Annotated in this window: 20 protein-coding genes; 15 read left to right on the forward strand and 5 right to left on the reverse strand. The window is 35.2% G+C overall.

Annotated features, from left to right (window positions below):
* Nucleotides 1-154 precede the first annotated feature (154 nt).
* The 3 genes from AC6UDG_RS01330 to AC6UDG_RS01340 are packed head-to-tail and all read left to right on the forward strand — an operon-like array spanning nt 155 to nt 1,511.
* Nucleotides 155-769, forward strand: a complete 615-nt coding sequence (locus AC6UDG_RS01330) for a hypothetical protein (RefSeq protein ID WP_500706192.1) — start codon at nt 155-157, stop codon at nt 767-769.
* Between the two features lie 39 nt (nt 770-808).
* Nucleotides 809-1,075: a hypothetical protein gene (locus AC6UDG_RS01335; protein ID WP_500706193.1), complete on the forward strand. Its 267-nt coding sequence runs from the start codon at nt 809-811 to the stop codon at nt 1,073-1,075.
* A gap of 16 nt (nt 1,076-1,091) precedes the next feature.
* Nucleotides 1,092-1,511: a protein-export chaperone SecB gene (locus AC6UDG_RS01340; RefSeq protein WP_500706194.1), complete on the forward strand. Its 420-nt coding sequence runs from the start codon at nt 1,092-1,094 to the stop codon at nt 1,509-1,511.
* An 88-nt stretch (nt 1,512-1,599) separates the two neighbouring features.
* On the opposite strand, the gene AC6UDG_RS01345 is transcribed toward AC6UDG_RS01340, so the two are convergent.
* From AC6UDG_RS01345 to AC6UDG_RS01360, 4 genes are all read right to left on the reverse strand, one after another.
* Nucleotides 1,600-2,202 carry a TIR domain-containing protein gene (locus AC6UDG_RS01345; protein WP_500706195.1) on the reverse strand — a complete coding sequence of 201 codons (603 nt, stop codon included), beginning with the start codon at nt 2,200-2,202 and terminating at the stop codon, nt 1,600-1,602.
* A 5-nt stretch (nt 2,203-2,207) separates the two neighbouring features.
* On the reverse strand, nt 2,208-3,434 hold the full coding sequence (locus AC6UDG_RS01350; RefSeq protein WP_500706196.1) for a tetratricopeptide repeat-containing protein: 1,227 nt from the start codon (nt 3,432-3,434) through the stop codon (nt 2,208-2,210).
* A gap of 122 nt (nt 3,435-3,556) precedes the next feature.
* Complete coding sequence (locus tag AC6UDG_RS01355; RefSeq protein WP_500706197.1) at nt 3,557-5,698, reverse strand: ATP-dependent Clp protease ATP-binding subunit; 2,142 nt, start codon at nt 5,696-5,698, stop codon at nt 3,557-3,559.
* A gap of 162 nt (nt 5,699-5,860) precedes the next feature.
* Nucleotides 5,861-6,328 (reverse strand): GreA/GreB family elongation factor, encoded by a 468-nt coding sequence (locus tag AC6UDG_RS01360; RefSeq protein ID WP_500706345.1) that lies wholly within the window; start codon nt 6,326-6,328, stop codon nt 5,861-5,863.
* A 193-nt stretch (nt 6,329-6,521) separates the two neighbouring features.
* Here AC6UDG_RS01360 and AC6UDG_RS01365 point away from each other — a divergent pair, with 193 nt between their 5' ends.
* The 10 genes from AC6UDG_RS01365 (at nt 6,522) to AC6UDG_RS01410 (ending at nt 16,639) form a co-directional block, all read left to right on the forward strand.
* The gene (locus AC6UDG_RS01365; RefSeq protein WP_500693330.1) at nt 6,522-7,499 is read left to right on the forward strand and encodes an LCP family protein; all 978 of its coding nucleotides are present in this window, start codon (nt 6,522-6,524) and stop codon (nt 7,497-7,499) included.
* Between the two features lie 93 nt (nt 7,500-7,592).
* On the forward strand, nt 7,593-8,258 hold the full coding sequence (locus tag AC6UDG_RS01370; protein WP_500693331.1) for a sugar transferase: 666 nt from the start codon (nt 7,593-7,595) through the stop codon (nt 8,256-8,258).
* 12 nt (nt 8,259-8,270) lie between these two features.
* Entirely contained in the window at nt 8,271-9,056 is a 786-nt protein-coding gene (locus AC6UDG_RS01375) for a DUF4422 domain-containing protein (RefSeq protein ID WP_500706198.1), read from the forward strand.
* 15 nt (nt 9,057-9,071) lie between these two features.
* Nucleotides 9,072-10,034, forward strand: a complete 963-nt coding sequence (locus tag AC6UDG_RS01380) for a glycosyltransferase family 2 protein (RefSeq protein ID WP_500706199.1) — start codon at nt 9,072-9,074, stop codon at nt 10,032-10,034.
* Between the two features lie 9 nt (nt 10,035-10,043).
* Nucleotides 10,044-10,883 carry a GT-D fold domain-containing glycosyltransferase gene (locus AC6UDG_RS01385; RefSeq protein ID WP_500706200.1) on the forward strand — a complete coding sequence of 280 codons (840 nt, stop codon included), beginning with the start codon at nt 10,044-10,046 and terminating at the stop codon, nt 10,881-10,883.
* Between the two features lie 167 nt (nt 10,884-11,050).
* On the forward strand, nt 11,051-12,169 hold the full coding sequence (glf, locus tag AC6UDG_RS01390; RefSeq protein WP_500706201.1) for a UDP-galactopyranose mutase: 1,119 nt from the start codon (nt 11,051-11,053) through the stop codon (nt 12,167-12,169).
* 2 nt (nt 12,170-12,171) lie between these two features.
* Nucleotides 12,172-13,596 carry a flippase gene (locus tag AC6UDG_RS01395; protein WP_500706202.1) on the forward strand — a complete coding sequence of 475 codons (1,425 nt, stop codon included), beginning with the start codon at nt 12,172-12,174 and terminating at the stop codon, nt 13,594-13,596.
* A gap of 26 nt (nt 13,597-13,622) precedes the next feature.
* Nucleotides 13,623-14,747, forward strand: coding sequence for a glycosyltransferase family 4 protein (locus AC6UDG_RS01400; protein ID WP_500706203.1), 1,125 nt, complete (start codon nt 13,623-13,625; stop codon nt 14,745-14,747).
* Between the two features lie 29 nt (nt 14,748-14,776).
* Nucleotides 14,777-15,808, forward strand: a complete 1,032-nt coding sequence (locus AC6UDG_RS01405) for a glycosyltransferase (protein WP_500706204.1) — start codon at nt 14,777-14,779, stop codon at nt 15,806-15,808.
* 87 nt (nt 15,809-15,895) lie between these two features.
* Complete coding sequence (locus tag AC6UDG_RS01410; protein ID WP_500706205.1) at nt 15,896-16,639, forward strand: SDR family oxidoreductase; 744 nt, start codon at nt 15,896-15,898, stop codon at nt 16,637-16,639.
* A 46-nt stretch (nt 16,640-16,685) separates the two neighbouring features.
* Here the strand turns inward: AC6UDG_RS01410 and AC6UDG_RS01415 are convergent, their stop codons facing one another.
* Entirely contained in the window at nt 16,686-18,500 is a 1,815-nt protein-coding gene (locus AC6UDG_RS01415) for a P-loop NTPase fold protein (RefSeq protein WP_500706206.1), read from the reverse strand.
* Between the two features lie 154 nt (nt 18,501-18,654).
* Here AC6UDG_RS01415 and AC6UDG_RS01420 point away from each other — a divergent pair, with 154 nt between their 5' ends.
* Nucleotides 18,655-19,098 carry an aggregation-promoting factor C-terminal-like domain-containing protein gene (locus AC6UDG_RS01420; protein ID WP_500693341.1) on the forward strand — a complete coding sequence of 148 codons (444 nt, stop codon included), beginning with the start codon at nt 18,655-18,657 and terminating at the stop codon, nt 19,096-19,098.
* Between the two features lie 113 nt (nt 19,099-19,211).
* Nucleotides 19,212-19,970, forward strand: coding sequence for an NADP-dependent (R)-specific alcohol dehydrogenase (locus tag AC6UDG_RS01425; protein WP_500706207.1), 759 nt, complete (start codon nt 19,212-19,214; stop codon nt 19,968-19,970).
* Nucleotides 19,971-20,231: the final 261 nt, after the last annotated feature.

A 20,231-nucleotide genomic window follows, 5' to 3' on the forward strand; every position in this document is an offset into this window, starting at 1 on the left:
CACAAAAAAACATCTACCAGAACTGGTAGATGTTTTTAAAAATGCAACTAACTTGACTAACATTTTTCTTATTACTTTAGATAATTAATTATTTGATGTTTATATGATATAATTGACTAGTTGAATACTCTATACATTATGAAGGCAGCTTGTAATGACGATTAGTATATATAATTTAACTATTTATCATGGATCTTCTTTAAAAAAATCTGAAAGCATTGTTAAAGGTAATCCTAATATAGTTAAATTAAACTATTCGAAAAATGGATGGTTAAAAAGATTACCTGGTAGTGCAGGATTCGGATTTTATGGTTTTGAGGATGACATGGAGTTAGCAAGAACCTTTGCGATTAATAAAAATCCAGTTAAGAAGATTGGGATAGTTAAACTAAATATTCAAGTTAAGGAAGATGAATTGTTAGATTTTACTGATCCTAGTATTTTAAAAATATATAGAAAGTTTAGAAAAGACATTTTGCCTGTGTTGAATAAAAAATCTAAAGCTTTTCGTGATGCAAATGAAAGACTTAGTAATGAAAAATATCAACAATCTTTGGATGGATTATGGATAGAAGAGTTTATAATGTATATAAATCGGACTCCACAGTTAAACAAATATTGGCCTAAAGGAATAAAAGCTGTTAGGGTTTTAGCTCCAACAAACATTTCTAATGATGACCAGAGTGATTTTAGTATTCATAATGAACAAATAGAGATTTGTATTAGAAATCTTGATGTTATAAGAGGGAAATATTTACTAAAATGTTAGCTATAGTGTATTATTTAATTAAAAGGGAGGAATATTATTATGCGTGATTTTAATTTTAATGAAATTGATAATGCCATCTTTAATGATAAAGAAGAAATTGCAAACGAATTATCTACTTTGATTGAGAAAGCAGCTCCTCTTACTAAAACTAAAGGTATTTCTGACCACTTTGATTATAAAATTAAGTTAAATTCCTCAAAAGATAATAATTATTATGAATTTTATAAAGTTGATGGACGAAAACATAATGAACCTACGTATTCATTATCGAGTAATGGTATTAACTCTATTGAATTGGCATCTTAATTAATAAGGAATTGATATGGTAAATAAGAATGATCCTGTGATTAATTTTATTGGATATAAAGTTAAAAAGATTAATGTAAAAAACTTTGATAATGTAAATCGTTACAATGAAGTAATTAAAGATTGTCCATCGCGTATGAACGTGAAAACTGGAGTTTCCGACGATAATAAATTAGCTTTCGTTGAGATTAAGGTTAGTTTTAATAATAATAAAGAAAAAAGAATGGGCACTATTGTAGTGCAGGGGAACTTTAAAGTTAGAGAGGGAATTTCTGAAAAAGAATTACAACGTTATCTAGCTATAAATGGAGCAGCTATGATTTATCCATATGTTAGATCCATTGCCTCAATTGTTACTTCATTTGATAGTTCAGATGCGACAGTTTTATCGTCAATTAACTTTGTTGAAGAATATAATAAATTGAATCTTAAATAGTGACAAAAGCCGTATTCTAATTAATAGAATACGGCTTTTTACTTTTTCATCGAACATAAAGAAATGATTCCTTTAGAATAAATATAAATTAGTTTAATCTTTTTGGAAATACTGTGACTTTTTTACTAATATCAGAATTTCTTTTATCGTAAGCCATATTAATGTATTTTTGAGGATCATTTAAGAAGTCATCTTTTTTAGATAAAACACAATAACGCTCATTATATGACCATGAGCATTTATCTGTACCATCATCTATATAAAAGTTTTTACTGAATTCCCTTATAACAGTATTGTCGTCAATATTTACTATATTATGATCTTTTCCACAAAAAATACACTTTTCTGACCCTCCATATATTCTATCCTCCATTTCTGGTAAAACTATTCCTAAAATACCATTTCTTCCAGCTTCTTTATAATTGTACAATGAAGCGCTTAATTCTTTTTTTATGAAATTTTGATTAGTTGCACTATACTCAGAGGAATAATTTCCAATTAAAAATATTGTTACAGTTGAGTCTTGTAGGTGATCTTCTCGGATTTTCTGCATGATATAATCTTCGTCAGTACTACTAATTGCTACTTCTAAAGATTTATCTATTATTTGATCAGAAAGTGCTTCTTTTATTTCATTTTTTTCATCCATATTGTTACTTTTAAATGAAATAAAGCATTTGTGTTTTTCCATAGATATTAATTACTCCAATTATTTATAATTTTAAGTACTTGTTTTCTTAGATTTTCAGTTTCGTTAAAAGATTTTACCTGTTCATTATTTGATTTATTTGTGAATATGCGTTTATAATTTGAAAAATTATCATTTTCTCCCATTAGTAAAGCTGAATTGGCATAAGTTGCTGCTGCCCAAAAGTCCCAACTTTTAGAATTGCGTGAATCATCATAAGCTTTTTCTGCTAATTTAGCTACTTCTTTATTTCTTTTTTGTATTTCAAATATAATGTAAGCTTTTTCGTCTTGCTTTATATTTTTATAATTATCTAATAATTTTTGACATAGACAATTAACATAATTTTCACCATTATAATAATCGTTTTTTAATATGAAACCCCTTAAGTATGAATCAATTGCGTTTTCTAAATTAATCGGGTTTTTACGTTTTTTATATATTCTTTTTTCAATACCCCCGTAAATTCCAGTGGTTTCTGTATCAAAACTTTTTAATGGTGAAAGGGTCCATATTATGTCTTCTGCTTTATTTAATAAATTTTCATCTCTACTATAGAGATAGGCTAATTGTTGTGTAAAAAAGTCATCATTAGTATATGAATTATGCAAATTTTCGTATATATTTCTTGCGTCAATAATTTTTTCTTCTTTTATTAATTTTTTTGCTTTATTTACTTCACATGATATAGAGTTTATGGAATTACTATTTTCTTCCCAAATTTTACTTATTTGTGATGGTGATAACTCCAAAGGAACTGCTAAATTACTATATTCATAAATTGGACTATCGGATTCTTTTTCATTAGAAATATTATATTTGGCGTCCTTTATAAAGGCTATTAAATGTTCTTTAGCAGTTTTTATATTTTCTGGTGTACTTAAACTATGTTTTAAAATATTTTCATGGTTGATATCAAAGGGTAATTTGTCATTTTTGTCAGCCATAACTATTGTTGAGTAAGGTCTTAAGGCATGTCGTACCCCAATTTCATACATAGCATTTGGATTTAAAGTCGTTATATCTGCGATTACTAGTTCTGCACTCATTAATAGTTTATACATTTTTGAATCAATATTTCCTGGTTTTTCTACTTCGTCACTTCTAATATAAGTTATTGAATTAGAAAATGTATCTAGTGCGGGCTTGATAATTTTTGAATATATTTCGTCTAAGTTTACATTTTCTGGCGTGGCTGTATTAGACCAGTAATCGGGACGTGTTCCATAACCCATTACAATAAAACAGTGTTGTTTATCGATATTAAAATCTCCTTATTCATAAACAATTTTACAAAAAAATACATGACTATAGACATAAATCTATAATCATGTATTTCTTTATTTTCCTAATTAAATTAGTCACCACTAGCAAGTTTAGTCTTGTCAGTATTCTTAGTGATTTCGATGGTGTCTTTTCTAAGGTCAGCCTTAAGATGTTTAACATCTTGGTGATCCAAGTAGTACATCGCAATTTTATCTCTTAATTGTTGTTCGATTACTCGACGTAATGGACGAGCACCCATGGCTTCGTCGTAACCTTGATCCATCAACCATTTCTTAGCATCTGGAGTTACGGAAAGTTCCATGTCTTTTTGAGCTAAGGTGTCGTTTAAGTTACCGATCATTAGGTCAACAATCTTGCTTAAGTCTTCCTTAGTCAGGTGTGAGAACTCAACAATGGCATTGAATCGGTTCAAGAATTCAGGTCTGAAGTATGGAGCCAAACGGTCCATAATTGACATGTCCTTCTTGTTGTTCTTGCTCATTGAATCGTTTCCGAATCCGGCGTTTGAAGTAGCAATGATAACGGTGTTCTTAAAGTCGACCACGTTACCTTGACCATCAGTCAAACGACCATCGTCCATAACTTGAAGTAATAGGGTAATTACTTGTGGGTTAGCCTTTTCAATTTCATCAAGCAATACGATTGAGTATGGGTTTCTTCTTACTTGTTCAGTAAGGGTATTACCATTGTCACCGTAACCAACGTAACCAGCTGAAGTACCAATCATCTTGGATACAGCAGTTACATCTTGGTATTCTGACATATCAAGTCTGATGATTGAGTTTTCATCGTTGAACATGTCTTTAGCCAATTGCTTAACTAATTCAGTCTTACCAACACCAGTAGGTCCAACGAATAAGAATGAACCAATTGGACGGTTACCCTCGTCAAAACCGGCACGGTTTCTACGGATAGCGTTAACAACTAGGTCAACAGCTTGGTCTTGACCAATGACACGGCCCTTAAGACGAGTATCCATACCTTTCAATCTTTCAAGGTCGTTAGCACTCATCTGTGAAACTGGAATACCAGTTAATCTTTCAACTGAGTCAGCAATGTCTGATACCTTTGCAACAGGACGGTCAGTGTTAGTGTCGTCACTCTTAAGTTTCTTTTCGATATCTTCGATCTTAGTCTTTGCTTTAGCTGCATCTTCGTACTTTTCAGCTTTAGCTGCGTCTTCTTTTTCCTTCTTAGCATCCTTTAATTCACTTTCAAGGGTAACCTTGTCAGTAACAGGGTGCTTTGCGGCCAAGTGAGCAGCGGTCATATCGATCAAGTCAATGGCCTTGTCAGGTAATGAACGTTGAGGGATGTATTGAACTGAGTAGTCAACGGCAGCTTTTAAAACATCGTCAGGTAAAGTAACTTGGTGATGGTCTTCGTAAGCCTTCTTGATACCCTTCAAAATTTCAAGGGTAGTAGCTTTACTTGGAGCGTCAACAGTAACGTCATTGAAACGACGTGCAAGTGCAGAGTCTTTCATAATGGTGTTTCTGTATTCGTCTTGAGTAGTAGCACCAATAACTGAGATTTCACCACGGCTCAAAGCTGGCTTGATCATGTCAGCTAAACCTTTACTTCCAGATTCGTCACCAGAAGCACCGGCACCAACGATTTGATGAATTTCATCAAAGAATAGGATAACGTTTTTACGTTCTTCAACTTCTTTGATTAATTTTTGAATATTTTCTTCGTATGAACCACGGTATTGAGTACCGGCTTCAAGAGAAGATAAATCGATTGAAATGATTTGCTTGTCTTTGATTGCGCCAGGGACATCACCCTTAACGATCTTTTGAGCTAAACCTTCAACGATGGCAGTCTTACCAACACCAGCGTCACCAACTAAAATTGGATTGTTTTTGATACGACGACTCAAAATTTCAGCGGTTTCTTGGATTTCTTTGTCACGTCCAATAACTGGGTCAAGTAAACCTTGTTTAGCTTCATCAGTTAGGTTTCGACCAACTTTGTCCAAGTAACTTTCGGCTTTCTTTTGTTGCTTGGCGTTGTTGCCTCCGCCGTTTCTGCCACGACGACCAGGGATTTGACCTGATTTTCTCATTGCTTCAACTTCTTCAGGAGTAAGTTCGTGACCGTTAACAACGTAACGAGCATTAGGGTTTTGACCCATTCCTCCATTCATTAGACTATTAAATAAATCGTCCATTCCGTTTCCGAATGGATCATTTCCAAAATTGTCTGCCATGTGCAATTTCCCTCTTTCCTATTTTCACCACTTGGTGAGTTTATAACTACATAAGATAAACAATAGGAACATATCTCAAGTTCCAATTCTAATTATACCAGTTTTGAATCGAATGCATAGTAATTAGCTCATATCTACCGGGTTTGGTCAACGTTGGTCAAACTATTTCCCTTGACTGGTGCCGATTTGCAAGATTTTTAATTTATAGTTTACTTCGGGGGCTTTTACTGAAATTGTTTCATTAAGATGATGACCTAGTAATGATTTTCCAAGCGGAGAATCGTAAAAAATTTTGTTTTCATCTAATTTAGAGAATTCAGCTTCTTGTTTCCCAACAATAAGGAAGGAATCTAAATCACCGTCTTCTAAAAATTGCACTTTGACCTCGCTACCAATGCCGATTCGGTCATTATCAGGTTTTCTAACAATCTCGGCATATTGTTCCTGTTTTCTAAAATAACGCAAGCGACTTTCTAGTCGATGGAGCTCTCTTTTAGAGGTACTGTATTCCGCGTTTTCAGAACGGTCACCCAGAGCAGCGGCATCGTGTAAGGCTTGGATTTTTCCCGGACGATTTTTTTGAAGCTTTTTGATTTCATTTTGAATCTGTTTGTAGCCGTTGCGTGTCATTTTATTAAAGTATGTCGCCAACTTAGTTCACCTCAGTCTTTTTCCTATTTTCGCCCAAATTTTAACATAATGTAGTTTAAATAATGGTAACAAAAGGTAACTTATTGCCTTATAAAGTTTTCATCGTTAGCAGCTTATGATATTATTACACTATGATTAATTCAAAATCGATTTTATTCTAAGGAGAAATAATATGAGAAGCCGTCACATGGAGAAGAAATCTCATAAGACTCGTAACATCATTATTCTAGTTGTGATCGTGATCGTAGCGATTGTTTTAGCGTTTTTAGGATATGGTGCTTACAAGTATAAATCTGCATCAAATGAAATTAACAAAGCTTATAAGAGTGCAGGAATCAAGAAACAACGAGATACTGACGCGCTGTTAAATCATAAAAAACCAATTTCAATCCTATTACTTGGGACTGATACGGGTGCTCTTGATCGTGATTATAAAGGTCGAACCGATACTTTAATGGTTGCCACCCTTAATCCAGAGACCAAGAAAATGACGCTCACAAGTATCCCACGTGATACTGCCGTTAATATTCCCGGATACCCACAGTATTCACCATCTAAGATTAATGCTGCATATACTTACGGAAGTGCTGGGACTGCCATTAAGACCGTTGAAAAACTGTTAAACGTTCCAATTGATTTCTATGTCTTAATTAACATGGGTGGCTTAAAGGAAATCGTTGACCAAGTAGGTGGAGTGACTATCACACCAACGTTGTCCTTTAGTTATGAAGGCTATAACTTCAAGAAGGGTCAACCAACTAAGATGGACGGAAAAGAAGCACTTTCTTATTCAAGAATGAGATATTCTGACCCAGCTGGTGATTACGGAAGAACAATGCGGCAACGTCAGGTTCTCCAAGCCATTGCAGCTAAAGGTGGTTCGGTATCACATCTCATGAATAATGACTTCATTAGTTCAATTGCCAAGTCCAGTCAGACTGATTTGGACTCAAGTGATTTGACGAAACTTGCTACTAGTTACCGTGAACACGGTGACTTTGTTGATAATCATCTTCAGGGTGAAAACCAGATGATTGAGAACTCAGCAATGCAGGTGCCAACGGAAAGTCAATTGCAACAGACTACCAACTTCATTCGGAAGAATTTAGGGTTGCCTGCCGCTAAGACTGGAACCGCAGCTTATCACTAGATTTAAATAGCAACGAGATGTTCTCCTAAGTTTATGAGGAGAACATTTTAGCGTAAAGGGTAATTAGAACTAAGTATGAGGGAGTCATGATGAATGGAAGAGAACCTAAAGAGAAAGACGATCTGGCTTGATCCCAAAAAAGTCCAGAATCGCCCAGTCTACTTTACGTGTAAAAGAATATTTGACATCACTGCCAGTCTAATTGGGCTTATCTTACTAAGTCCCTTATTCTTAGTGCTTAGCATTCTAATCAAGTGTGATGGGTCTCATGGCAAGGTTTTTTACACGCAAAAACGAGTTGGTTGTAATGGGGACGTCTTCAACATGTATAAGTTTCGGTCGATGATCCCTAACGCTGACAAAAAATTGGCTGAACTTAAAAAATTTAATGAAGTTGACGGGGCCATGTTTAAGATGAAGGATGACCCCCGAGTCACTAAGGTCGGACGTTTCATTCGAAAGTATAGTTTGGACGAACTGCCTCAGTTAGTGAACGTTTTAATTGGTGAAATGTCACTGGTTGGGCCACGTCCACCACTTCCAAAAGAAGTGGCCGAATACACGGATTATGATCGCCAGAGACTGTTAGTCAAACCTGGCTGTACTGGTTTGTGGCAGGTGACGGGGAGAAATAACGTCGGTTTTGATGACATGGTTTATTTGGACATCGTCTACATTATGAACAGTGGTTTCTGGTTTGATCTGAAGATCATATGCAAGACGGTTCAGATTATGGTGGTTCCAAACGCTGCTTATTAAAGAGGTTGAAGGATGAAAATTGCAATTTTGGTGGCGTCCCATAAAGATGCGCCGATGCCAAAAGATCAAGATTTGTACCGACCAGTTTTGGTTGGTGCTGACAAAAATTACAAGGGCCAAAAGGGTTTTCAACTGGATAATCAAGGTGACAACATCTCGGCCAAAAATCCCAATTACAATGAATTAACTGCCGTTTACTGGGCATGGAAGAACTTACATGACGTTGACGCGATTGGACTAGTCCACTATCGTCGTCTTTTCAGCAAACACCTTGATCGTTCGCTTGATAAGGTGCTAACTAAGGAGCAGGCCGAAAAGATGCTAGAAAAGGCTCCAGTCGTGTTGCCACGAAAACGGTACTACGTCGTTGAAACCATTTATTCGCATTATGTGCACTCTCACTACAAAGAGCCGTTAGAGGAGACTCGTCAGGTCATTTCAGAAATCGATCCCGATTACTTAGCCAGTTTTGACCAGGTCATGCACAGTCGTTCAGCCCACATGTTTAACATGTTCATCATGAAAACAAATTACTTTGACGACTATTGTAAATGGCTCTTTAACATTCTTTTTAACGTTGAAAAACGAATTGACATTTCCAATTATTCGGTTCAAGAGGCGCGGGTCTTCGGTTATTTATCCGAAGTTTTGATGGACGTTTGGATTAATAAAAATCACGTTAAATATACCGAATGCAACTGGATTCAAATCGGTGATCGTCATTTAGTTAAAAAGGCGTGGGGCTTTGTAAAACGAAAGTTCTCCAGTAACGTCGGAAAAGACGAAACACACTATTAGAAAGAGGAGTCATTAATGACTGACTATGACATTAGTATTATCATGCCCAGTTTTAATTCGGAAAAATCAATTGGAAACGCCATTGATTCGATTTTTAATCAGAAAACCGATTTTAGCTTTGAGCTTTTAGTTATTGATGATGGATCCTCCGACGACACTGTAAATATTATCAAGTCACGGATGCTCCATCACAAGAGCATCCAACTTTTTTATACCGACCGCCAGTATCAGGCTGAGGCCAGAAACAAAGGCCTTGAGCACGCTGCCGGGAAATACATCATGTTTTCTGATGATGATGACGAATATTTACCCGGATACATTCAGGCAATGGGTGATAAGATTCAAGATAGGCAACTAGTGATTGCGGGAATTGAGAAGAAATTTCCGAACGGTCGGGTCGAAGTTGAGGATCATTCCGTAATGGAATCTGCTACTAGTGATGCCCAGCTGCTTGGGGATTACCTGACTAAGAACCAAGAAATGGACGTTGGGCTTTGGAATAAGATTTTTGTTAAAGCCATTATTGATAAAAATCAGATTAAGATGAGCAACAAGAACTTTTTTGAAGACAGTTTATTTGTACTTCAGTACTTGTTGTCGATTAATCGGGAACAGATTGGCTACATTAATCAACCAATGTATTTATTGAACAAGCACGAGGGATCAACTACGAATACATATGATCCTCAATTACTTGATAAGTGTAATGAATACATTGATAAGGTCGATAAATTAATCGCAAACCACCCAGAATTGGCGAGATATTTCAGAAGCTTTAAGGCGCGAATTGACTTGTTTTACGTTCACCGCAACATCTTGAATAATCCGAATTGGGACGCTCAATCGCAGCGGTTGATTTTGCGGCCTTTAATTAGTTCTTCCTACTTAAAAGAATTAAGCAAAAAATATGTTGTTGCAATTATTTTGGCCTTCATGATGCCCAAGACTTACATTAAGTTGTATTCAAAACGAAAGTGAGAAATAGATTTGAACTTAAAATCTTTTATGTATAAGGCGTTTAACGACGCTCTTTACATTCCAATCTATCAAATTAAATATAAAACACAATTTCGAGCTTTGAAAGTTAAATCAATTGAACAAACCATCGATGCAATTACTAGCGATCATATTTCCCTTAGCCGATTTGGTGATGGCGAGTTTAAATGGATTAACATGACGGGTCAGAAATCGTTTGAACGCGATTCAAAAGAATTAAGCAAACGACTTTTGGAAGTGCTGCACTCGAATCTTAATGGTCATGGAATTGGTCTTCCTCAAGCATTTAGAGATCCAAGTATCATGAACGCTGACATGTACTGGGAACGTGAAATGGGGAAGTATGGCTCAGAATGGCTCAAAGATTTAGATCGAAATAAGTTTTACTATAATACCAGTGTGACACGTCCGTATATGGACTTAAAAGATAAGAACATTGCTAAGTACGTTTTTAATGAGTTTAAAAAGTATGTCTCAGATAAAAAGATATTAGTAATTGAGGGTGACCAAACCCACTTTGGCAAGGGAAACGATTTGTTAGAAAGTGCCAGTGAGGTCTTGAGGCTAGAATGCCCAAGTCATAATGCTTTTGAACAGTATGATGATATCCTCATGCGATCGAAAGGTCTCATCGCAAAAGATAATCCAGACTTAGTCCTAGTTGCACTGGGACCAACGGCGACCATTCTTTCGTATGACCTGACTAAAACCTTAAATAAACAGGTTCTTGATATCGGCCATTTCGATGTGGAGTATACTTGGTTTTTAAACGGAGATAAAAAAAGAACCAAAATTAATGGGAAAGCTGTTAATGAAGTAAAGGATAGTTAATTGACATTACAATCTTAATTGCATTGTTGCTTGTATCATTATTCTTTACTATTATTGATAAAGTAAGACTATCTATTAATTTAGTAAGTTATTTGTACATTTCAGACAGAAAATAAAACATTTAAGCAGGGCTTGCCCTAGTAAATTAATACATTTTGGAGGATAACATGACTGATTATTTAGTGGTTGGTTCTGGATTATTTGGATCAACCTTTGCATACGAAGCTGCTAAACGCGGCAATCACGTTGAGGTGATCGAGAAACGTGATCACGTTGGTGGCAATATCTATACCAAAGAAGTAGAGGGCATCCAAGTTCACGAATATGGAGCTCATATTTTTCATACCAAAATGAAAGACATCTGGGATTACGTGCATCAATTTGCGGACTTTAACAACTACGTTAACAGTCCGATTGCTAACTATCACGGTGAGATTTATAACATGCCGTTCAACATGAACACCTTTAACAAACTGTGGGGAGTTAGAACACCAGAAGAAGCTAAGGCTAAGATTGAGGAACAGAAGCGGAGTGCTAATATTCCGGATAAGCCCACTAACTTGGAGGAACAGGCTATCTCACTGGTTGGTCCTGACTTGTACGAAAAATTGGTGAAGGGCTACACTGAGAAACAGTGGGGCAGAAAAGCCACTGATCTCCCAGCCTTTATCATTAGAAGAATTCCAGTTCGCTTCATTTATGATAACAACTACTTTAGTGATCCATACCAGGGAATTCCAATTGGTGGATACACTCAAATTATCGAAAAAATGCTTGCTAGCGACTTAATCGATGTTAAAACTAACACTGATTTCTTTGATAAAAAGGATGAGTATCTAAAATCCGGTAAGCGTATCATCTTTACCGGAATGATTGACCAATTCTTTGAATATCAATTGGGAGCTCTGGAGTACCGTAGCTTGAAGTTTGATACTGAAGTGAAAGACGTTGATAACTACCAAGGAAACGCGGTAGTTAACTATACCGATGCTGAGACCCCTTACACTAGAGTCATTGAGCACAAACACTTTGAGTTTGGTAAGGGTAACAAGCACAAGACCGTCATTACTCATGAATATCCAAAGAGATGGCACCGTGGGGATGAACCATACTACCCAATCGATGATAAAAAGAATCGTTCTTTGTACAAGAATTATGTCGAATTAGCTGAAAAAGATGCGCCAAACGTTGTCTTTGGTGGCCGTTTAGGTCAGTACCGTTACTACAACATGGATCAGACCATCATGTCAGCTTTGAGACTAGTTAAAAACGAATTTGGTGAATAAATTTGGGTAAAGTAATTAAGAATTATTTGTATAATGCGTCCTATCAACTATTTGTGTTGATAGTTCCGCTAATTACTACTCCTTACTTGGCTCGTGTTTTGGGACCACAAGGGGTTGGTATTAATTCATATACAAATGCTAATATTCAATATTTCATTATCTTTGGAAGTGTTGGGGTCGCACTCTATGGTAATCGGCAGATTGCGTATGTGCGAAATAATAAGCAAAAACTAACCAACACCTTTTATGAAATATTCTTTATGCGAATGGTAACGATTGGAGTGGCGTATATTGCCTTCTTTATTTTTTTGGCATTTGTGCATCGCTTTCACAGTTATTACATTGCCCAATCTTTTTCATTGCTTGCGGCAGCTTTTGATATCTCCTGGTTCTTTCAGGGGGTCGAAAACTTTGCTGTGACCGTTTTAAGAAACTTTGTTGTTAAAATAATCACGCTTTTCAGTATTTTTGCGTTCGTTAAGTCATATAGTGACTTGTGGTTATACATATTTATACTGTCTATGTCGCTATTGATTGGAAATCTGACCTTATTCCCAAGTTTGAGAAGATATTTAGGAAAAGTGGACTGGAAAAACTTTCACTGGTTTAGGCATTTTTGGCCGTCGATGGTTCTTTTTGTTCCAGAGATTGCCACGCAAATTTATTTAGTGGTTAATAAGACGATGCTGGGGGCAATGACCTCTGTTACGGCAGCTGGTTACTTTGATCAGTCGGATAAGATCGTCAAGCTATCATTAGCGGTCGTTACCGCGACGGGAACCGTCATGCTTCCACACGTGGCGAATGCCTTTATGCAGGGAAAACACGAGAAAGTTAAAGACTACTTGTATCAGAGCTTTGAGTTTGTGACGGCGTTGTCCATTCCAATTGCGTTTGGAATTGCGGCGGTTGCTCCGACCTTTGTTCCACTTTTTTTCAGTCCGAAATTTATGGCAGTTGTTCCACTAATGATGATCGAGTCAATTGTGGTCGTCATGATTGCGTGGAGTAATGCGATTGGAGTCCAATACTTGGTTCCGACCAACCAAAACAAGGCCTATAATTATTCGGTCATTATTGGTGCAATTGTTAACATCGTTGCTAATGTTCCTTTAATTTTACTGTGGGGAGCAGTGGGAACCGCGATTGCGACGGTTCTTTCAGAAGCCATTGTCACTCTAGTCCAACTATATGCTGTTAAGGATGAAATTGACTTTAGAAAGTTGTACCACGGATTCTTTAAGTACTTTATTGCTGGTCTCATAATGTTTGCGATCGTTTCTGTCCTAGACATGACCCTAAATGTTAAATGGATTGATCTGATCATCGAAGTTGGGATTGGAATTGTAATTTATGGTCTCCTGATCTTTTTGTTTAAAACAAAAGTTTCAAAGGATATAATTACCATTGTTAAAAAGAAATTCTAGTTAAAATAATAAGAGGTTAAGAGCCAATGAAGATTGCTTTTATTAGTGAGGACAAATTAAATGATGTCTCGGTTTGGTCTGGGACGACCAGCAACATTTATGACGTCATTGCTAAACAAAACCAAGTTGTTTCAGTTCGTCCATCTGGTATTAAGCTGTTTTTAGGAAAGGTTTTTCGAAAGTTTACCAAGTGGTTTAAGTTACCTGATTTAAAAGCTTTCTCCGACGAGTGGATTGCAAGGGTTGAGGGTCAATCTTTACAGCAGAAGTTGAAGCATGAATCTGATATTGATTTTATCTTTGTTGCGGCTGAGGATAACCTCGTTGAATTTTTGCAGACTGACTTATCAATCGTTTTTTTAAATGATGCGACATTTAGCGAAATGATTAATTATTACTACTTCAATTTGACGAAAAAGAAGATTGAAGTACACACCCAAATGGACAAAGTTACCCTTGAAAAAGCTTCTTTGATTTTAATGGCCAGTGAATGGGCCAAAGAGGGTGCCATTGAATCTTATGGAATTGATGAAAACAAGGTCAAAGTGTTACCTTTTGGCGCTAATTTACCAGATAAATTTGTAGCTCACAAAGCTGACCCAGACAGTAAAATTAGATTATTGTTTGTTGGTGTTGAGTGGAAACGAAAGGGAATGGATCTCATCTGTGCCATGATGGACAAGCTGAACGAACGATTCCCAGATAAGTTTATGATTAACGTCATTGGTCTTAATCAGCCAACTGACCAAGATTTACCCAACAACATTAAGTTTCATGGTTTCATCTCTAAACATACAGACTCTGGTCTTAACAAGATGATTCAACTTTATAATGAGAGTGATTTGTTTGTTTTGCCAACAAAGGCAGAGTGTGCGGGAATTGCGTTTGCGGAAGCTTCCGAATATGGTCTGCCTTCTATTACGTATGATACTGGTGGAATTGGTACCTATGTCATTAATGATTACAATGGTTATCGGCTCAATAAGAACGCCACGGCAATGGATTTTGCCGATGCAGTGATTGATTTGACACAATCACCAGAAAAATTAGAAACGATGTCTAAAAACGCTCGAAAATTATATAAAACCAAATTGAACTGGAAGGCGTGGGAACATGGCTTCAACGAATTAACCCAACAGTTTAATAATTAGGTAGACCTTGAAGGAGTTTAGTAGAACTGATGAAAAAATTGATTATTGATGTGGTCCGGTCAAAAGCAAATGACGGGATTGGCAAGCCCAAAGAGGACATTAATAAAGTTCTTGAAAACGATTATGGTTTTCAAATGGCATACTTAAAGCAGTATAAATACGGTAAATTTGATCGTCATTTTTTGATTAATTATCGAATTAATAAACTGGATAAGTATCACCTAAAATCAACTGATGTAATCATTATTCAATATCCAATTTATTCTGGAAAACAGTTTGAAGAAACCCTTTTAAGATATCTCAATGGCCGTCACGTCAAGACAGTGGCAGTAATCCATGATATTGATTCACTACGTTTTCCTAACAGTACCTTTGCAACCGTCAAAGAAGAAGCCGAGTTTTTAAATAACTTTACGGCCGTTATTTCACCGAATAGTACGATGTCAGATACGTTAAAAGAAAATGGATTAAACGTTCCATGTGTGGACCTTGAAATCTTTGACTATTTTTCTGACGTTCAAAGTCAAAAAAACGGGATAAAATACAAAGATAACGTGACGTTTGCGGGGAACTTGAATAAGTCAATCTTTTTAAAATATCTAAACGTTTCAAAGGCAGTTAAATGCGAAGTCTTTGGAAATATTAATGATTCAAATACACTGAATTCCTCATTAGAGTACATGGGAAGTGTGTCACCGGACGTGTTATCAAAGAAGTTAGGCCATGGTTACGGATTAGTGTGGGATGGCAATAGTGTTGATACTGTTGATGGCAAGATTGGCGACTATTTGCGCTACAATAACCCCTATAAGGCATCGTCGTATTTAAGTGCTGGGATGCCTGTGATTGTCTGGGAAGAATCAGCCGTGGCGAAATTTGTAAAACAACATCACGTTGGCTTATCAGTGGATTCCATTTCTAACCTAGCTTCATCACTTAAAAAAGTAACTAATGAAGATTTTACCCAAATGGTTGATAATGCACATGAAATTTCAAAAAAACTTCATGATGGCTTTTACACTAAACAAGCCTTTAATCAGGTGTTTGAGAAAATTAAGTAAAACAAATTAGAAACGACGTGTTAATCTATTAGTTAATATTATTAGCTAATGATCATCACGTCGTTATTTTTTTATGGGAGTGATTTTATGATAAAAGTATTGGTACTGGGTTCAACTGGTCAGTTAGGTCGGGCGTTAGCAAATCTGCTAAATGAGAAACAAATTGAATTTGAGGCACCTTCTTCAAAAGAAGTTGATGTAACTAATCAGAAACAAGTAATGGATTATTTTCAGATCCATCAACCAGAAGTTGTTTTTGATTGTGTTGGATACACCGACATTGTTAACGCCGAAAATGAACCGGGTAAAACCATCAACAAGAATGTGAACTTTCTTGGCACCCAGTATGTGGCGTTAGCCGCTAGAGATGTGAATGCAACGCTAGTCCATATCAGTACGAATCGAGTGTTTGACGGAAATGATAATTCTAAATCGCATGAGATAACGGACATTCCCAATCCAGTAAGTGAGTACGGTAAGCAGAAACGCATGGCAGAACGTGCCATTGAGGAAATTAGTACGAAATATTATACGATTCGAACGGCTAATTTATATGATGAAAATGGAAGCAAATTGGTGGACGAATTACTAAAAAGTGGTGAGATTAAGGTTAATAACAAATTAATACAAGTAACTGACACAAGAAAATTAGCAGAGTTTATGCTGTTTGTGATTGAAAATGATTTATCTTATGGAATGTATCATTTAACGAATGAAGAAGAAATCACTTCATATGAGTTTGCGAGATCAGTTTTGAATGATAAAGGATTAAACGTGAAATTCATTAAATTAAATCATATTAGAATGGTATACACACCACTTCTTGCATAAATAAAGGATGACTAATCTGAATTTATATTGAAGTTTAATACCAAAATTATTTTTCTTTAATTTTTTCTATTGATTTAATTAAAGCTTTAAAATAATATTTTTTTACTTTATCTGATTGATTTTCCGCGTTTTGATTCATATGATCTAATGTTTTTTCAATTTGTTTTTTAACTTCTAAAGATAACTGTTGTTTAAACGGTAAAATTTGGTTATTAATATATGCTGTTAAATTTTCACTTTCATTTGCATTATCAAGAAGTCTATTAATATAAGTGTTTTCATCTAAAAAAGTTAAAAGATTTGTTTGTTGAACATTACCACTATTCGGGTTCCATTTTCCTTCTATGATATGAATAAATAGTTTTTCTTGAGAGCTTTTCTTAACGGCTTTAATTCTTGAATTAATTGCCTCTTTTATATGAGGATTCAGATCATATGTTCTGCTTTGTATTATTAATTTTAGGTAATCAATATCATCTGTTGTATTTATTGTTTTAATTACATTTGTCTCTAAATTATTAATATTGTCAAACTGTTCTGTAATTGGGAGTTTCCTCTCTTTTAACTCGTTGAAAGTTATATAAATACTCATCATGTCATTTAATGATATGTCATTATTTTCGCTTGTCTTAATAGTATTAATTACTGCATTCTCTAAGTTCATTAATTGGGAATCTGATTTGTAGTGTCCGTGTAAGAACTTATCAATTGAATTATCAACTTTTTTTTGATCAGAGAAAGACTGTTTTATTTGATATAAGTAATTTTTTACTGAAAAAATATCATGTGCTGCATTGTTAAAAATTTCATCTGAAAACATGATGTTTGAAGTATATTCCTGGTAGTTAGATAGAGTTGAATTGTACTCTTCTAAAAACTTAAATTCACTTAACGAAGATATTTTTTTGCGGAGTGGAATATATTTTAATCCATTAATTTCTTCCAAGCTATTTTCTTGGATTTTAGATGATCTTAGTCCAAGGGTTAATATTAAGTTTGATAAATATGCCGTCTTAATTGATTGATCCTCAAAATTATTATTATTTTTTTTATAGAAAGATCGTATTTCGGAAATTATTTCATTAAACGAATCTAGTGAGCTTTCAACTGATCTAATGTTAATGTTTCCTTTCACTGATAATACTTCATCTGAAATTTTAACAATCCAAGTTGACAATTCTTCATTTATTATGTTTTTAGGATTACTTATATATTTTTTAATAATTTGAGTGGCAATATCTTTATTATATTCACCAAAATGTATAGTTTTGTTTATTATTTTTTCTTTCGTAAATTTAAATCTTCCATTTGTATTGTTGCTTGAAGATAATTGGTTTTCGTTAGATATTATTATTATTTTTAGATTTTTATTCAACATGTTTTGTATAAATCCAGTAATTTCATTGCTTGTTACTGAGTCATCCAATCTTTCTAGATCATCAAGTACAACTATATTTTTATTATTATTTTTATTATCAGAAATTATTTTATTAGCTGTTTCATCCATTTTTTGGTTTATAAAAGAAGTAATATTTTTAGTATGTATTCCTTTTATTTTATGTGGTATATTCTTCGTTATTTTTTTAACTTTTTTTAGTACTTCCCCACTGTCGCTTAGAAGTTGATATATTATTTCATAATATTTTTCATTTAGGTCTTTAGTTCCACTTAAGGAAACATAAGAAAAATTATATGGCTTTTTGTTTTTTTCACTTTCTTCCATAAATCCTTCTATGTAGCACGTTTTTCCCGTTCCCCAGTCTCCGTTAATTTGGAAAGCAAGTTTATCATCTGAATCTATATATCTTTTAACAGCCTCATCAGTTGATTTTAAACTTTCAAATTCATTGTTTTCTGTCAATTGCTTATACCTCAACATTTATAATGGTTTTAATATACATAAAATAATACTAAATCCCAATTTCTGCAATGTTTTTTAACATCCGTGTAATATTTTCCTAATATTGTTGAAATTTCTACCCCTTAACGTATTGACTGTTGAGAGGAGGAACAAAATGGAGTGGAAACATATTATTCTTACAGCAGTTAGCGTTACAGCTATTTTTACCACGGGCATAGCAGTCGCAAATAGCTCACGCGCTAATGTTAATGCTGATTCATCGCGCTACACCACCGTTAATAAGCTAGTCAAATTTCGAAAAGCACCACACGCCAATAAACCTGTCAAAGTTATAAAATCAGAAAGTTCAGTGTCGAAATTAAGTCCGTCAGAGATGACAGCTAAGAATTGGATTGCTTATCATGAATCACGTGGTGAGTATCATGCTGAAAATCCAACTAATCCACAAGTGTATGGCAAGTATCAATTGACTAAGACTTACCTTCACGGGGATTACTCGAAGGAGAATCAGGAACGTACTGCTGACAACTACGTTCACGATCGTTATGGTTCATGGCAAAATGCTAAAAAGCATTGGGAAAGTAATAACTGGTACTAAATTAGTTTTAGCGCGGAAGGCTCATGATGAAAGTCATGAGCCTTTTTGTGTGCGTTTATAAGGGTTCATGATACAGTTAAGTCGGTAAATGACTAAGTAATGGAGGGATAAATATGACAGACAGATTAAAGAACAAAGTTGCAGTTGTTACTGGTGGAACTCATGGCATTGGTTACGCCATTGCTAAGATGTTTGCAAAAGAAGGGGCCAAGGTTACCATTACCGGACGTAATGAGGATAAAGGCCGTCAAGCCGCTGATGAAATTAATAAAACTTATCCTGATTCAGTAAAATTTATTACCCAAGATGTTTCTGACCCAGATCGTTGGCCAGAGGTGTTTGAAGAAACCGAAAAAGATTTCGGACAAGTAACTACCCTAGTTAACAATGCTGGGATTGCTATCGGGAAATCCATTGAAGATACTACGACCGAAGAATGGCACAAGGTCTTAAACATTGACCTTGATGGAGTTTTTTATGGAATGCGTGAAGGCATCAAGCAAATGAAAAACAAGAACGTTGGTGCTTCAATTGTGAATATGTCATCGATCGAAGGTTTAGTTGGCGACCCTGGTTTAGGAGCGTACTGTGCGGCTAAGGGTGGCGTTCGGATGATGTCGAAATCCGCAGCAATTGATTGTGCACTAAAAGATTATGGCATTCGGGTCAATTCAATTCATCCGGGTGGCATTCAAACCCCACTAATCAAGCCTGATTTTGCTAAATATGTATCACAACGTTCTAAAACTCCAATGGGACACCTAGGTAAACCAGAAGACATCGCATACGCAGCAGTTTACTTGGCGTCTGATGAATCTGAATTTACGACTGGTAGTGAGTTAGTGGTCGATGGTGGCTACACGGCTCAATAAAAATTTACGTGAAAAAAGACGACTTTTTTAAAGAGTCGCCTTTTTATTTCGTTAAGATTGCGTAAATGCCAGCGATGACCAAGATGATCATGACAACTGCCATTACTACGATTCGTTTAACTTGAGTTTTGTGAAAATTATTAAATTTGTTTGCCATACTATTCTCCTCTGATTGGTTATGAACATTTTAGCATTTAATAAGAGAAAAGAATTGCATTTTAACCACGATTTAATTCATAATTGGGTTGTTAAGATAAGGAG

This window comes from Fructilactobacillus sp. X2R1C1, from assembly GCF_059901435.1.